This window comes from Streptomyces zinciresistens K42 (assembly GCF_000225525.1).
Taxonomy (GTDB): domain Bacteria; phylum Actinomycetota; class Actinomycetes; order Streptomycetales; family Streptomycetaceae; genus Streptomyces; species Streptomyces zinciresistens.
On the sequence record NZ_AGBF01000163.1, the window covers coordinates 1 to 15,842 of the forward strand.

The 15,842-nt window shown below is 75.1% G+C and carries 10 protein-coding genes and 1 pseudogene; 7 read left to right on the forward strand and 4 right to left on the reverse strand.

Going from position 1 to position 15,842, the window contains the following annotated elements:
- From SZN_RS37775 to SZN_RS28840, 3 genes are all read right to left on the reverse strand, one after another.
- A partial coding sequence (locus SZN_RS37775; protein WP_139063587.1) for a VWA domain-containing protein occupies nt 1–1,553 on the reverse strand: 1,553 nt, incomplete at its 3' end.
- Between the two features lie 65 nt (nt 1,554–1,618).
- A complete protein-coding gene (locus tag SZN_RS28835; RefSeq protein WP_007501970.1) occupies nt 1,619–3,739 on the reverse strand; it encodes a serine/threonine-protein kinase in 2,121 nt (706 codons plus the stop codon).
- Between the two features lie 338 nt (nt 3,740–4,077).
- Nucleotides 4,078–5,784 (reverse strand): S1 family peptidase, encoded by a 1,707-nt coding sequence (locus tag SZN_RS28840; RefSeq protein ID WP_167546334.1) that lies wholly within the window; start codon nt 5,782–5,784, stop codon nt 4,078–4,080.
- Between the two features lie 367 nt (nt 5,785–6,151).
- Here SZN_RS28840 and SZN_RS28845 point away from each other — a divergent pair, with 367 nt between their 5' ends.
- The 7 genes from SZN_RS28845 (at nt 6,152) to SZN_RS28875 (ending at nt 15,423) form a co-directional block, all read left to right on the forward strand.
- Complete coding sequence (locus tag SZN_RS28845; RefSeq protein ID WP_007501972.1) at nt 6,152–7,729, forward strand: S8 family peptidase; 1,578 nt, start codon at nt 6,152–6,154, stop codon at nt 7,727–7,729.
- 941 nt (nt 7,730–8,670) lie between these two features.
- The gene (locus tag SZN_RS28850) at nt 8,671–9,858 is read left to right on the forward strand and encodes a DUF4190 domain-containing protein (protein ID WP_007501973.1); all 1,188 of its coding nucleotides are present in this window, start codon (nt 8,671–8,673) and stop codon (nt 9,856–9,858) included.
- Between the two features lie 147 nt (nt 9,859–10,005).
- Nucleotides 10,006–10,758: a GntR family transcriptional regulator gene (locus SZN_RS28855; protein ID WP_007501974.1), complete on the forward strand. Its 753-nt coding sequence runs from the start codon at nt 10,006–10,008 to the stop codon at nt 10,756–10,758.
- A 351-nt stretch (nt 10,759–11,109) separates the two neighbouring features.
- Nucleotides 11,110–11,301, forward strand: a complete 192-nt coding sequence (locus SZN_RS28860; RefSeq protein ID WP_043733699.1) for an SPOR domain-containing protein — start codon at nt 11,110–11,112, stop codon at nt 11,299–11,301.
- 97 nt (nt 11,302–11,398) lie between these two features.
- Entirely contained in the window at nt 11,399–11,797 is a 399-nt protein-coding gene (locus SZN_RS28865; RefSeq protein WP_007501976.1) for a (deoxy)nucleoside triphosphate pyrophosphohydrolase, read from the forward strand.
- Nucleotides 11,798–11,853: 56 nt separating this feature from the next.
- Nucleotides 11,854–12,315 carry an ATP-binding protein gene (locus SZN_RS28870; RefSeq protein ID WP_063741774.1) on the forward strand — a complete coding sequence of 154 codons (462 nt, stop codon included), beginning with the start codon at nt 11,854–11,856 and terminating at the stop codon, nt 12,313–12,315.
- Between the two features lie 288 nt (nt 12,316–12,603).
- Nucleotides 12,604–15,423: a SpoIIE family protein phosphatase gene (locus SZN_RS28875; protein ID WP_007501978.1), complete on the forward strand. Its 2,820-nt coding sequence runs from the start codon at nt 12,604–12,606 to the stop codon at nt 15,421–15,423.
- Nucleotides 15,424–15,443: 20 nt separating this feature from the next.
- On the opposite strand, the pseudogene SZN_RS41620 reads toward SZN_RS28875, so the two are convergent.
- Nucleotides 15,444–15,842 (reverse strand): annotated as a pseudogene (locus SZN_RS41620) (hypothetical protein); the annotation flags it as partial.

The following is a 15,842-nucleotide window of genomic DNA, read 5'->3' on the forward strand; positions in this document are numbered from 1 at the left end:
CCGTCGAGCCCATCCCCGCCGTCCGGTTGGCGCTCCCCGTCCTGCCCGCGCCCGCAGTCAGACCCGCCCCCGCCGTCGGGGCCGTCCTTCGGGCTGTCCCCGCTCTCCGGGGCGTCGAACCGCAGCCCGCAGTCCTCGCAGAACCTGGCCGACGCGGACGCCGCCGCCGTACCGCAGCGCGGGCAGCGCGGGGGCGCCGGTCGCGCGCCGCCCGACGGCCGCCCTGCCGTGCCGCGGGCCGGGAGGACGGCCGCGTCGGGCGGCAGCACGGTCTTCGTCGAGTCGACCCCGATCCGCTGGATCTCCGCCCCGCCGGCGTCGGCCCGCACCCGCAGCACCCCGTCGGGCCCGATGGTGCCCACCGCCCGCAGGAGCCCCAGCCGCGCCAGGTCGCCCAGCCGTTCCGCGAGGCCCGTCGCCAGGCGCAGTTCGCGGTCGGCGGCGTCGGTGTCGCCGCGCAGGCGGGCGTCGGCGCAGGCGCGCATCGCCATGCCGAGCGCGCGTTCGTCCTCGACCCGGGTGAGGCCCGCCGAGCGGGGGACGCCGAGGCCGGGCGTCGCGCGACGGCGTACGACCATGGCCGCCGCCGCGGAGCACGGCCCGCGGGTGCCGTCGGGGCGTTCGGCGTGCAGGGTGATGCGGGCGGCGCGCAACTCCTCCTCCACGGTGAGGGATTCGGGCTCGAACTGCAGGCTGATCTGGTACTGCCGGGTCTCCGGTGGCCAGGAGCCCAGCGGGACGAGCGTCTCGGCGCCCTGCCGCCGGCGCGCCGTCAGTTCGGCGGCCACGGGACGGGTCTGCCGTACGAACGCCAGCCGGAAGCGGTCGTTGAGCCGCAGCCCCAGATACACCCGGGGCACGACGATGCGCTGCGCCTGGCGCATCAGGCGGGTGAAGTCCTCGGTGAGGTCGGAGACGGCGACGACCGCCGAGGCGGTGCCGTGCAACGCCTCGGTGATCCGCAGCAGTTCCGCGTAGTGCCAGTCGTCACCCAGCCCGCGGGCGTCGCACACGAACGCGTCCGCGCAGGCGCTCAGCGCGTCGCCGAGCTCCTGCGGCGTCTCGTGCTCGTCCTTGCCGTCGGTGTACAGCACGGCGTGGCGCACGGTGCCGGGGGAGTCCGCCGCCGCGAACAGCTCCCGCGCGCAGCGCAGCCACGCGCCGATCGCCGTACCGCCCTCGGCGAGCTGGCGGACGACGTGCAGCTTGGCGTCCTCGCGGGTGTGGGCGTCGATCCGGGCGAGGCCCCCTCCGGGCGGGTAGACCACCTCGGCCCGGTGGTTGCCCGCGACGATCCCCAGCAGGGTGCCGTCGCGCAGGGTGTCGACCGCCGCGCACAGCGCGCGCTTGGCCTCGTCCAGCTTGCGCCCGTACATCGACAACGACCGGTCCATGATGAGGACTTCGGCGGGCGGCGCTCCCGCGGACGCCTCCTGGGCGGCGCGTGCCGTGACCGTGACGAGGGCGTCCGCACGCCGGTCGTCGGAGGCGAGATCCGCGGGCGCGTCCACTTCCACGGCGAAGCTGAGCCCCCAGGGCGAGCTGTCCCCCACCGGCACCACCCGATCGCGTCACTGCGTGTCCCCTACGGAGCGTGGGCGCTCCTGCACCTGGCGTGTCAGGAGCTTAGCGGCCGGGATGCGCCCCCGGCACGGGAACGACCTGTTCCGTCCCGCCCTGCACGCCATCCCCACCGCAGCGGGGGACGCAGCCGGTTGGCCAGGTCCACCAGGGCGACGTACTCGCGCTCCGTCGGCGCGTGCGGCCCGAGTCCGCGGATCGCCTCCGACAGCCGCTCCCGGTCGCGGTGGTGCAGGAAATGGGCGTACCGGATCTCCGCGCGCAGCCCCGCGGCCGCCGCGCCGTCCAGGCCGAGACCGTCCAGGCCCGCGCCCGCGCGCTCCAGGTCGTCGCCGCCGGGCACCGCGAGGGCGGGCCCGTCCAGCACCGTCACGCTCAGCCGCACGGCCGCCACCCGGGCCTCGCGTTCGTGGCGGAACTCCTGGGCGAGGCGTACGGCGGCGGCCACCGCCCCGGTGCGGTCGCCCGCCAGCAGCCGCACCCGGGCCAGGCCGAAGCCGGCCGCGCCGACCGCGGGCGTCGTGTCGAAGACGGCGCCGTAGTGCGCGCGGGCGGTGTCGCGCAGGCCCCGCAGCTCCGCGCACAGACCGAGGGCGAGTTGCGGTATCAACTCGCCGGGCACCGCCTCGCGCACCGCGGTGAAGGCCGTCGCGGCCGACGCCGGGTCCTCGTCCGCAAGCGCGATCAGACCGCGGTACCAGGCGTGCAGCCAGTGCCAGTCGGGCAGTCCGGCCGCCGCGAGCGCCCGCTCCGCGAGCTGCGGGTCCCGGCGTCGCACCGCGAGCCGGCTCTCCGCCAGCGCCCGCCGGGTCGAGCCCGCCATGTCCGGGGCGTCGGGGTCGGACAGCGGCGCGGGCAGCGCCGCCGCGATGTCACCCGGGCCGGGCGAGGAGAACGGCGCCGGCATGGTGAGCGTCCCGTCCTCGCCGGGCCGCGCCTCGACCCAGTGGGCCAGCGGCCGTGCCGTGCCTAGCCCGCCGTGCAGGGCGTCCGGCATCGAGCCGAACAGGGCGGAGGGACGCGCCACTTGACGGTGCGCGGGTGCCGCCGCCACCACCTGCCGGATGACACCGCTGAGTTGTTCGGCGAACTGGCGCGCCGAGACGAACCGCCGCGCCGGCCGCTCGGTGTCCGTGGCCCGCTCCAGCAGCAGCGCCAGCGACTCGGTACCCGGCGCCGATCCGTCGAGCCGCGAGCGGCACACCTCGTGCAGCGTCCTGCCGAGCGAGAACAGGTCGAACCCCGGTGTGGGGCGCCGGTGTTCGGGGTCGCCCTCCGGCGGCGCGAACCGCGGGGTGTACGCCACGAGCGGGCCCTCGTCCTTGTGCCGGCGCACCGCGCCGAAGTCGATCAGCCGCACCCGGTCCTGCGGGCCCGCCGGGCTCAGCTCCCTGAAGCGCATGATGTTCAGCGGTTTGACGTCGCAGTGCAGCAGGCCCCGGGCGTGCAGGTAGTCGAGCGCCTGGAGGACGCGCACGCCGTGCGCGAGGAGCGTCTCCAGCCGGTCGCCGTCACCCGCCGAGAGGGGCACGCCCGGGACGTACTCCAGCACCAGGTGCGGTCCCTCGGGCTCGTAGCCCAGGATGCGCACGATGCTGTCGTGCCGCAGCTCCACCAGCGCGTCCCGCTCGTGCAGGGCGGTCCGGGCGACCGAGGAGTGCAGGGCCTTGAGGACGACGTGGGTGGCGAGGTTGCGGTCGTGGGCCAGATAGGCGGCGCCGTACGCGCCCGAGCCGAGGACGCGTTCGACGTCGTAGCGGCCGGCGATGGTCAGGCCGTCGAGCTGGGTGAAGTCGAAGCCGGTGCCGCACTCCGCGCAGAAGCCCGCCGCCCGTCCGGGACCGCCGCCCCGGCCGCGGCCGACGGGCTGCCGGCAGGCCGGGTTCGGGCAGAAGCGGTGCTCCTCCGCGACGGGCTCCGCCGAGCGCGGCGGCACCTCGGGGACGGGCGGGCCCTGGTCGGACTCCACCAGCCCGAGCCCGTACCAGGGGTCCGGGCGCACCTGCGCCACCCCGACCCCGGCGCCCCGGCCCGGCCGCGGGACCGGGGCGGGCGGCTCGGCGCGCGGCCGCTCGGCCGGCCGCCGGTCGCAGGTCTCGCAGAAACCCTGCTCGTCGATCGCGCCGCCACCGCAGTCGGGACGGTTGCACCGGGTCATGGCGACCATCCTTCGAGGGCTGGAACTGGAACTGAGGCCGGAACCGGGGCTGGGGCTGGCGCCGGAAGCGGGGCCGGAACCGGAACCGGAACCGGGGCTGGGGCTGGCGCCGGAAGCGGGGCCGGAACCGGGGCTGGCGCCGGAACCGGTGCTGGGGCCGGACCGTTTCGGGATGCCCGGAGCCGGAGCCGGAGCCGGAGCCGGAGCCGGAGCCGGAGCCGGAGCCGGAGCCGGAGCCGGGGGCGGAGCCGGGGGCGGAGCCGGAGCCGGGGTCGGAGTCGGGGTCGGAGTCGGGGTCGGAGTCGGGGTCCCGGGCGGGGGCTCACCATGGCCGGGAATCACCTCTCCTCGATACGGCGGGCGACCTCGTCTGCGTACCGGACGACCGCCCGGCGGGCCGCGGCGAGGTCGATCGGCGCGGTGTGCAGGGCGCGGGCGGCCGGGGCGTGGAGTTCGGCGAGCGGGGTGTCCTCGTCGCCGAAGTACCGTGCCGCGCGCACCCGGTGCAGCTCCAGGGCCGCGGTGAGGTCCTCGTGCGCCCCGATCAGCCGGCGCAGGGCGCGGTCGAAACCGGCCACGGCCGCGCGCGCCGCCACGGCACGGTCGTGGACCGCGGCGAGCTCCGGGTCGGGCCCGGCCGTCCGGGCCACGGCCAGCCGCACCCGCAGCCGGGGCGCGGCCCGCGGCGGCAGCCGGGGCGCGGCGAAGAACCGCAGGCCCCAGTCCCGTTCGAGCGCGTCCGCGGCCTCCTCCTCGGCGGCCAGCAGGCCCACCGTCCGCCGGACCCGGTCGGCGGTCACCTTCCCGAGGGCAGTGCCCCGCACCGGCTCCGGGTCGAGGGACACGTCGTGGGCAAGGCCGCGGGGCGGGCCGCCCTCGAAACCGAGGACCAGCCGGATGCCGCGCGAGCGGGCCCGCCCGGCCAGTTCCGTCAGCAACTCCCGTTCGAGCGCCGCGGGATCGCGGGCCCGGTCGACACCGCCCAGCACCAGGCAGGCGGGCGGTCTGCGCCGCAGCAGCTGCCAGGCCACCTCGGTGGCGTCGCCGCCGGGCAGCCCGAACCGGCGCGCGAGGTAGCCGCACACCTCGTCGACCGACCGGCCGCGCGCGTCGTAGGCCGCGTCGACCGAGCCCAGCCCGAGCACCGTGTCACCGGGCTGGCTCGTGAGCTCCGCGTCGCTGACCCCGGCCCGCGCCGCCGGATCGGCCGTGCGCACCAGCCGTACGAGCCAGGAGTCGCCGACCGCGCTCGTGCCGCCGGTGCCGACCACCGCCGTCCCCGCCCAGCCGCCGTCGAGCAGCCGGGTCAGCTCCTGGGTGAGGGCCAGCCGCAGCGGATCGCCCAGCACGTCCTCGGCCGGCTCCGCGCGGGCCGGGCCCAGCCGGAACGCCCGGTCGCCCCCGGCGAATCCCAGCTTCTCGACGCGCGGCAGGTACGACAGCACCGTCTCGGTCGGCAGCATCCAGGCCGCCTGCGCGTCGCCGTCCACGAAGTCGGCCACCACGATGCCGATGACGCGCCCGTCGAAGGCGCCGCCGACCGCCATCACCCCGGCGCCCGAGTAGCCGCGCTCGATCCACGGGTCGCCCAGCCGCACCCGCTTCAGCAGCCCCCACTCGCCCTGCCGGCCGCCGGACCCCGCGAGCCGCGCGTCCGTCCCCATGCCGAACGGCTCGCTGCGCGGAAAGCCGTACGCGCGCACCGCGCCGCCCGAGATGGGTGCCTTCCACAGCGTGGTCCGCACGTCGCAGCCCGGAGACTCGTCGAGTTCGAGCAGCGCCACGTCGCCGCGCTGCGTGCCGTTCGTGTGCACCCACGTCCCCGGGGCGACACGGGCGTCGCGCCGCCACTCCGGCCGGCACGCCACGCTGCTGATCCGCACGGCGGGCGCGTCCTCCTCCGGCCCCGAACCGGCGTCCCGCACGACATGCGCGCAGGTCAGCACGTGACGGTCGTCGAGCAGCACGCCGGCGCCGCAGGGCGTGCCCTGCGCGTCGTCCACCCTCACCCGCCACGGAGCGTCACTGTGGTGATGCAGCACCATGCGCCCACGGTAGGGCAACGACAGCCCTGTCAGACCGAGTTGTACGGGGTTGCCCCCCACCCCCCTCCGCAGGCTCGCCGTGGACCGTCCACGGACCGTCCGAACACAGCCGAGGCACAGCTCCGCGACGCAATCGCGGCACGACCACGACACAGCCGTGACGCAGCCGCCCTCGGCGTGACCGGATGTGTGGGGTGGATGGCCGACGCAGGGCCCTTGTGTAATTCCTGTAGGTGCCTCAATCTTTCGGCTGGCGCACCGGTTCGGCATTTCGAATTGACATGCCCCTGCCGTAACAGCGGCCTCATGTCCCGCCGTTCCGCCGCGCACCCCACCAGCGCACCACCGATTGAGGAGGAACCCTCAGATGGCAGTGATGCGTATCCCCCACCGCACGACCCGCCGAAGACTGGCTCTGCTCAGCACGGCGGCCTCCGCGGTCCTCGCCGCGGGCCTCGTCTCCGCCCTCCCCGCCTCGGCCGCGCCCGAGGGCCGCGTCCAGTACGAGGGCGCGGCGAACGCGGTGGCCGACAGCTACATCGTCACCCTCAAGGCCGACCAGGCCCGTTCGGGCTCCAAGGCGGGGCGCGACCTCGTCGAGAAGTACGGCGCCGGCATCGAGCGCACCTACACGAAGGCCCTGAACGGCTACGCGATCGAGGCGTCCGAGGCCGAGGCCGAGCGGCTCGCCGCCGACCCGGCGGTGGCCTCCGTCGTGCAGGACCGCAAGTTCACCACCGCGGCGACCCAGACCAACCCGCCCTCCTGGGGCCTGGACCGCATCGACCAGCGCAATCTGCCGCTCGACAGCTCGTACACCTACCCGGACTCCGCCGGCCAGGGCGTGACGGCGTACATCATCGACACCGGTGTCCGCATCAGCCACGGCGACTTCGGCGGCCGCGCCTCCTACGGCTACGACGCCATCGACAACGACAACACCGCCCAGGACGGCAACGGCCACGGCACCCACGTCGCGGCCACCGTCGGCGGCTCGTCGTACGGCGTCGCCAAGAAGGCGAAGATCGTCGGCGTGCGGGTGCTGGACAACTCCGGTTCCGGTACGACCGCCCAGGTCGTCGCGGGCATCGACTGGGTGGCGCGGAACGCGGTCAAGCCTGCCGTGGCCAACATGTCCCTCGGCGGCCCCGCGGACACCGCCCTGGACACGGCCGTCCGCAACGCCATCGCCTCCGGCGTCACCTTCGCCCTGGCGGCGGGCAACGAGTCCACCAACGCCTCCACCAGGTCCCCTGCCCGGGTCGCGGAGGCGATCACGGTCGGCGCGACGACGTCGACCGACGCGCGGGCCAGCTACTCCAACTACGGCTCCGCAGTGGACCTGTTCGCACCGGGATCGTCCATCACCTCGGCCTGGAACACCAGCGACTCGGCCACCAACACGATCTCCGGTACGTCGATGGCGGCCCCGCACGTCGCCGGCGCCGCCGCGCTGTACCTGGCCGCCAACCCCACGGCCACCCCGGCGCAGGTCTCCACGGCCCTGACGTCCGCCGCCACCCCCGGCGTCGTCACCAACCCCGGCACGGGCTCGCCCAACCGGCTGCTCAACGTCGGCGGCGGCACGACCAACCCGCCCGGACCGCGCTTCGAGAACACCGCGGACTACGCGATCAACGACAACGCCACGGTCGAGTCCCCGGTGACGGTCTCCGGAGTGTCGGGCAACGCGCCCTCCTCCCTGGCCGTACCGGTCAAGATCGTCCACACGTACATCGGTGACCTCCAGGTCCAGCTGATCGCCCCGGACGGCACGGCGTACACGCTCAAGGCGTACGGCACCGGCGGCAGCACGGACAACATCGACACCACGTACACGGTGAACGCCTCCTCCGAGGCGGCCAACGGCACATGGAAGCTGAGGGTCAGCGACAACGCGGCGCAGGACACCGGCCGCATCGACTCCTGGGCGCTTCAGTTCTGACGGCCCGACCGGCACGCAGTTGACGGCTGAGGGCTCCCGAGCCGGACGCCAATCCCGCCCCCGCGGCAGGAGCGGTCCCGAAACCGGACCGCCCACCGCGGGGGCGCGGCACGTGCCCGGCGAGAAGGAACCAGGCCGAAGCCCGCGTACGGCGGGAAGAAACCCGCCCGGCAGGCGCGGGAGACCGCGTACGGCGGGAGGGAACGGCCCTGGGAATACGGGGGAGGCCGCGTACGGCGGGAGGGAACCCGCCCGGGAGGCGCAGGCGCAGGCGCCCGCGTACGACGGGTACGGGCGTGCCGCGGATGCGGGGGAGGCCGCGTACGGCGAGGAGGAGACCGCCGGAGGACGCGGGAGGCCGCGTACGGCGGAAGGGAACCCGCCCGGGAGGCGCAGGCGCAGGCGCAGGCGCCCGCGTACGACGGGAACGGGCGTGCCGCGGATGCGGGGGAGGCCGCGTACGGCGAGGAGGGGACGTGCCGGGGGGTGCCCGCCCGCAGTGTCCGGCGTCAAGAGGGGCTGCACGCTCCGACCCGGGTCCCCGCCGGACCGAGGACGGACACCCCCCGGCGCGGCCCCGCACCACCCACCGCGCACAGGCGCGACCCAAGCCCCCGCACCCCCGCACAGGCGCCGCAGGCGCAGGCACTCCACCGACCGAACGCGCCCCCAGCCCCCAGCCCCCCAGCCCCTGGGGCCCCGGGCCCGACCGCACCCGCACCACCCGCCCCCGTACCACCCGTACCGCACGGGCCGCGAGGACCGAGCCCCCGGAAACCCGCATGACGCCCCCCGGCCCCCCGCGCTTACGATTCGCCCAGTGCCACGCCGGTCCCCTCCCCGCCCGGCGACCGCCGGCCGAACCAGGAGCACGGTAACCGTTGTCCATACCCCCGCCCCCCGGACCCCACGAGCCCCAAGGGAGTCCCGAGCAGCCCCAAGTGCCGCCCGCGCAGAATCCGTTCGCCCCACCGGAACACCCCCATGGCGCCCACGGCGCACCCGGCGCCCACGGCGCCCCAGGACCGTACGCGTACCCGTACACCCCGCCCTGGGCCGCGCCGCCCCTCATCGCGACCGCCCCCGTCAACGGCGTGGCCATCGGCTCCCTGGTCCTCGGACTCCTCTGCTTCCTCCCGGCCGTGGGCCTGGTACTGGGACTGATCGCGCTGGCGCAGATCCGCCGGCGGGGCGAGCGCGGCAGGGGCATGGCGATCGCCGGATCGGCGCTGTCCGCGGTGGGGCTGGTGCTGTGGGCGGCGTTGCTGTCCACCGGCGCGGTCTCCGACTTCCGGGACGGCTTCAACGGCGCCGCGCGCGAGGCCGACGCCCCGTTCTCGCTGGCCGTGGGCGCGTGCTTCGACTCCCCGACGGGCGACCTCACGGGGGATGCGTACGGCGTGGAGGAGGTCCCGTGCGCGGGCGGGCACGACGCCGAGGTCTTCGGCCGGGTGTCCCTGGCGGACACCGCCGCCCCCTACCCCGGTGAGGACCGGGTCGCGACGGCCGCGGAGGACAAGTGCTTCGCGCTCAAGGACGGCTACGCCATGGACACCTGGGCGATGCCCGAGGACGTCGCCCTCTCCTACCTGATGCCCTCACCCGAGAGCTGGCGGCAGGGCGACCGCACGGCGCTCTGCCTCTTCGGCAGCGCCCGTGAGGGCGGCACACTGACCGGCACGCTGCGCAACGACGCCGCCACACTCGGCCCCGACCAGGTGGCCCTCCTCACCGCCCTGAACGCCGTCGACACCGTGCTGTCCGAGGAGCCCGAGGACCTGCCGGAGGACGACCTGGCGGCCAACCGGGCCTGGGCGAAGGACGTGGAGCGCGAACTCACCGAGCAGATCAAGGCGTTGAGCGGGCGCGAGTGGCAGGGGGCGGCCGCACGCCCGGTCACCCGGCTCGTGGGGGAGATGCGCGACGCGCGCGCGGCCTGGGCGCGGGCGGGCGGGGCCCGCGACGCGGACACGTACATGAAGCGTTACGAGGAGGGCTACGTGTACGTCGACGGCCCCACGACCGTCACCGCACGCAAGGCTCTGGGCCTGAACACCGATGTCCCCGACTACGAGGAGGACTTCGACGGCGGCGGCGGGGGCGGGGGAGCGGGCGGCCTCAATGTGTGAACGCGGCCATAGCGGGGAGAAAGTGCCTGCGTAAAGCCCCCGCCCCCCACAAGTCATCACATCGAGTGATTCTCTGGCCTTTGCTTGCACGGGACAACTCATGGTTGCCAGGCTGTTGCTGTCTGTACAACCTGATGGGAGCGGCCAGTGACTTTCGGTGAGCAGCCGGCGTACCTGCGCGTCGCGGGCGACCTTCGCAAGAAGATCGCCGACGGTTCGCTGCCACCGCACACCCGCCTGCCGTCCCAGGCCAGGATCCGCGAGGAGTACGGCGTCTCGGACACCGTCGCCCTGGAGGCGCGCAAGGTGCTGATGGCCGAGGGCCTGGTCGAGGGCCGCTCCGGCTCGGGCACCTACGTCCGCGAGCGCCCCGTGCCCCGCAGGGTCTCCCGCTCCGGCTTCCGCCCGCCGAGCGGCGCCACCCCCTTTCGCCAGGAGCAGGCGGACGGCGAGGCGCGCGGCACCTGGGAGTCGCGCAGCGAGCAGACCGACGCGAGCGGCGCCGTCGCCGAGCGGCTCGGCATCCGCCCCGGCGAGCGCGTGATGTGCACGCGGTACGTGTTCCGCGAGGCGGGCGAGGCGATGATGCTCTCCACCTCCTGGGAGCCCCTCGCCGTCACCGGCCGCAGCCCCGTGATGCTCCCCGAGGAGGGCCCGCTCGGCGGCATGGGGGTCGTCGAGCGCATGGCCGCCATCGACGTCGTCGTGGACAACGTCACGGAGGAGGTGGGCGCGCGCCCGGGGCTCGCGGAGGAGCTGCACGCCCTCGGCGGAGTCCCCGGTCATGTCGTCCTGGTCATCCAGCGCACCTACTACGCCTCGGGCCGGCCCGTGGAGACGGCGGACGTGGTGATCCCCGCGGACCGCTACCGGGTCGCGTACCACCTCCCGGTGAAGTAGCGCACCCAGTGGTGAAGTAGCGCACACCGTCAGGGGAGTTGACACCGCGAAGGTCTCAACTCCCCTTCTTTCCGAGGCCGCTGGAATCTGGCCGTTCTCGCAGGTCGCCGCAGGCGTGCCCGCCATGCCCGTGACCGGACGCGTCGACCTCCCCGCACGGCGCGTTCGGCGCCGTGCGCCCCCTGCGAGATGGCTGGTTGCGTACCTCTTTGTGAAAATCCGTATTCGCTGAGTAAAGGTTAGGCGTACGCTCGGGCATATGCGGATCGCGGTTTCCTCGGCGGGTGGGACACGGCACGGGCCGCGTGCGGGACGTGGGCGGCCGTGGGCGGGAAGGAGAAGTGGGGCGCGATGAACGACAGCACGATCACGCTTCCCTGGCTCGTCGTCCGGCAGGACGACAACGGCAACCGCTACCGCGTCGGCCGGTACGCGACCCGGGCGGAGGCCGAGAAGATCGCGGACAGCCTCGACGGCCGCGGGCACAGGCAGCTCTACTGGGTCGAGCGGATCCCCCCGCACGCCGACGGCGCCGACCGCTGACGGTGAGGATCGACCACGGCGTCGCCCGGGGGTCCGACCCGACCGCCGGCTGACGCGGTCAGGATCTTCCCCGGCCCGCCCCAGTAGGCTCCGGCGCATGACGGAACGGATCGTGGTCGGTGCCGCCCTGCTGGACGGCGACCGCCTGCTCGCGGCCCGCCGCAGCGCCCCCGAGGAACTGGCCGGACGCTGGGAACTGCCCGGCGGAAAGGTCGAACCCGGCGAGCGGCCCGAGGCGGCGCTCGTGCGGGAACTGCGCGAGGAACTCGGCGTGGACGCCGAGGTGGTGGAGCGCGTACCGGGCACGTGGCCCCTCCGGTCCCCGTACGTCCTCCAGGTCTGGACCGCCCGGCTGAAGCCCGGCACCGCCGGACCCGCACCGCTCCAGGACCACGACGCGCTGCGCTGGCTGACGGCCGGGGAACTCTGGGACGTGGACTGGCTGGACCAGGACGTCCCGGCGGTCCGTGAGGCGTCCCGGCATCTGCTGCCCTGAGCGCCGCGCCCGCCGTTGATGCGCCCCCGCACGGTACTGCCGCCCGGATATCGGGTATGGGCCCATTAACCCCACGAAACCGGACATGGGGGAACTCGCCGGCCCGGGAAGTGAGCGGCGTGATCGACACCGACGGCGACTGCGCCGACTGGACCTTCCCCGCCGAGGCGGGCGCCGTGCGCGCGGCCCGCACCGCCGTGCGCGGCCGGCTGGGCGCCTGGGGCCTGGACTCCCTCGCGGACGTCACGGCCCTGCTGGTCAGTGAGCTGGTGACCAACTCCCTGCGGCACGCCACCGGCCCGATCGGTCTGCGCCTGGTGCGGCCCGCCCACGGCGGCGTGCTGCTCGTCGAGGTCTCCGACCCGCTGCCCGACCCGCCCCGCGAGCGGGTCGCCCGTCCGGAGGACGAGAACGGACGCGGACTCCAGCTCGTCGCGCACTCCTCGCGCCGATGGGGAACCCGGCCAGGACGCGGCACAGGCAAGACGGTGTGGTTCGAACTCGCGGTGCCGAAGTGAGCCCCGGCCGGTCCTCACGGTCCGTCAGCGCCCGCCCGCGGGCCTGTACGTACCCCACCGCCCTGTCGACCGAGTGGTTCAGGCCGGTGGCGGTTGTCGAACGAGGTGGTTCGACGGCGTGTCCGCTGGTTAGAAGACTGGAAGTGTTTCCGCGGCCGGGACCGAAAACCATCGGGACCGTGCTGTGATCGTGAACACCGTGTCGTGCGGCGCCGTAGTGCTGGATACTGCGGGCAGCCGCCGCCGGTGACCGGTGCCGGACGCGGTGAGCTGGAGGGGACGGTTCGCGTGAGCGAGATACCAGCGAAGGCGACGGAGTCCGAGGACCCGTCGGGCGGCGCGAGGGCCAGGGCCGCGGGCGCGCGGGCCCACGACCGGCGGGGCCCGTACCCCGTGCACACCTCACGAGCCCCGCAGGACACTCCCGGCCCGGCGGGCGGGCGAGGGAGCGCCGCCGGGGCGACCGACGCCGGAGCGTCCGCCCAGGACGCCCGCACCGGCACCGGCACTGGTACTGGTACCGGCACCGGGACAGCGGTCGGCCCTACGACCGGGTCCGGTTCCGGCGACTCCCGTCCCGGCGACTCCCGTCCCGGCGAAGCCGTCTGGCAGAGCAGCCCGCCCGGCTCCATCTACGACTACATCAAGGTCGCGTCCTTCTCCATCGGCCCCGACGGCCTGGTCGACCAGTGGAGCCTGCGCGCCGAGCAGATCTTCGGCGTCCCCGCCGAGCGGGCCGTCGGCATGGACCCCGTCGAGGCGTTCATCGACCCCGACCTGCACGAGCGCGGCCAGCGCAAGATGGCCGAGATCCTGGACGGGCGGGAGTGGACCGGAGTGGTCCCCTTCCGGGCGCCCGAGGGCACGGAAGGCGGCCCCGGACGCGACGGGCTCGCCGAGGTGTACGTCATGCCGACGCGCACCGAGGAGGGGGAGAAGGCCGCCGTCTGCATCGTCGTCGACGTGCGCACGCTCCGGCGGATGGAGACCGACCTCGCCGCTTCTCAGGCCATTTTCGGTCAATCTCCCTTCGGCTTCCTGCTGATCGACCCCGACCTGCGGGTACGCCGCGCCAACGAGCGGTTCGCGTCCCTGTTCGGCGGCACCCCCGACGACCACCGCGGCCGGGGCGTCCACGACTACCTCGCGCGCCCCGAGGCCGACCGGGTCTCCGCCACCCTGCGCCGCGTCCTGGAGAGCGGCGACTCGATCACGGACATGCACGTCACCGGCTTCGTGCCCGGCTCCGATGAACGCCGCCACTGGTCCATCAACCTCTACCGGGTGCACAGCGGCAGCGGTCGCCCCATCGGCGTCGCCTGGCTCGGCATCGACATCACGGCCCGCCGGGCCGCCGCCCGGGAAGCCGCCGCCGCCCGGCGCAATCTCGCCCTCCTGAACGAGGCGGGCGCCCGCATCGGCAACTCCCTCGACCTGGAGACCACGGCCCGCGAGCTCCTCGACGTCGTGGTCCCCGGATTCTGCGACCTGGCCACGGTCGACCTCCACCAGGGCCTGCTGGCCGGCGACGAGACCCCGCCCGGCCTCGCCGACGGCAGCGCGGAACTGCGCCGCGTCGCCTTCTCCAGCGCGGTCTCCGACGCCCCGTTCATCGGCGGCGGCACCCAGGTCTCGGTGGGCGCCGTCCACCACTACCCGTTCAACTCGCCCTGCGCGGAAGCCCTGCGCACCTCCCGCCCGCAGTACGTGCCCGGCGCGGAGGGCGGCCTCGTGCAGTCCACGCTCGCCGTGCCGATGGTCGCCCACGACACGGTCGTCGGACTCGCGCAGTTCGCCCGCACCAAGGGCAGCGAGCCGTTCGGCGACCGCGACCGCGAACTGGCCGTGGAACTCGCCGCCCGCGCCGCCGTCTGCATCGACAACGCCCGCCTGTACCGGCGCGAGCACGAACGCGCCCTGATACTCCAGCGCTCGCTGCTGCCGCCCGGCGACCCGGTCGCCTCCGGCCTCGACATCGCCTGCCGCTATCTGCCGGGCAACGCCTCCGCCGACCGGCACAGCGAGGTGGGCGGCGACTGGTTCGACGTCATCGAACTGCCCGGCCACCGCACCGCGCTGGTGGTGGGCGACGTGATGGGCCGCGGGCTGCGCGCCGCCGTCGCCATGGGCGAACTGCGCTCCGCCGTACGCACCCTGGCCCTGCTGGACCTCGAACCGGCCGAGGTCCTCTCGGCGCTGGACGAGATCGCGCGCGGCCTCGGCGCGCCCGGCGGGGTCCAGCAGGCCACCCGTGCCGCCCGCCGCCCCCGCGAGGCGGACTTGTCCGAGGTGTACCTGGCGACCTGCGTCTACGCCGTCTACGACTCCGTCACCCGCCGCTGCACCTTCGCCAACGCCGGCCATCTCCCGCCGGTCCTCGTCGAGCCGGGCGAGGACGCGCTGATGCTGGACGTGCCGCCGGGCATGCCGCTCGGCGTCGGCGGGGAGCCCTTCGAGGAGGTGGAGGTCGAACTGCCGGAGGGCGCCCTGCTGGCGCTGTACACGGACGGACTGGTGGAGTCCCGCGACCATCCGCTGGACGAGGGCCTGCAAGCCTTCGTCGGCGCGCTCACCGACCCCTCACTCCCCCTTGAGGACGTGTGCGACCACGTCCTGAACACCCTCGACACCCATCACGGCGAGGACGACATCGCCCTGCTGATGGCCCGCGTCCAGGGCCTGCCCGCCGGCTCGGTCGGCGACTGGACCCTGCCGCGCGAGCCGCGCAGCGTGGGCCGCGCCCGCGAGCACGCCCGCGGCCGGCTGCTGTCGTGGGGCCTGGAGCCGCTGGTGGACACCACGGAACTCCTCGTCAGCGAACTGGTCACCAACGCCCTGCGCTACGGCGAGGGGGAGATCAGGCTCCGGCTGCTGCTGGACCGCACGCTGGTGTGCGAGGTCTGGGACGCCGGACTGGTCCAGCCCCGGCGCCGCCGCGCCCGCGACACCGACGAGGGCGGCCGCGGGCTGCAACTGGTGGGCCTGCTCAGCGCGGCCTGGGGCTCGCGCCGCACCCCGCGCGGCAAGACGGTCTGGTTCGAACTGCCCCTCCCCGACGGCGAGAACGGCCTGACGGACCCGGCGGCGGCCCTGCTCAGCCTGTTCTGACCCGCGCCGCGCCGCGTCCCTCAGGCGTCGGGCGGGACCGCCCTGCGGGCCCGCGTCCGGGGCCCGCCGAACGCGGCCGGGGTGTCCTGCGCCGCGGCGCCGTCCAGCAGGATGCCGCCCAGCACGGCTCCGCCGCGGCCCGTCAGGTCCGCGCCGGTGTCCGCGACGGGATGGCCGTACAGCCGGACGTCCTGCTCGGCCCGTTCGCGGGCCCGCCGGGCCAGGGTGTCGGCGGTGACGAGCGCGGCGAGGTGCGCGCGGGGCGCCGCCCCGGTGGCCGCGGTGCCGAGCAGCCGCCGCGCCTCCGCCAGCAGGGTGCGGGCCTCGCAGCCCACCGCCGCCCGGTGCGTGGCGATCACGTCGTCCGCCGCGGCGGCGGAGCCGCGCGCGCAGAGCAGCGCCCCGGCCGCGATCACCCC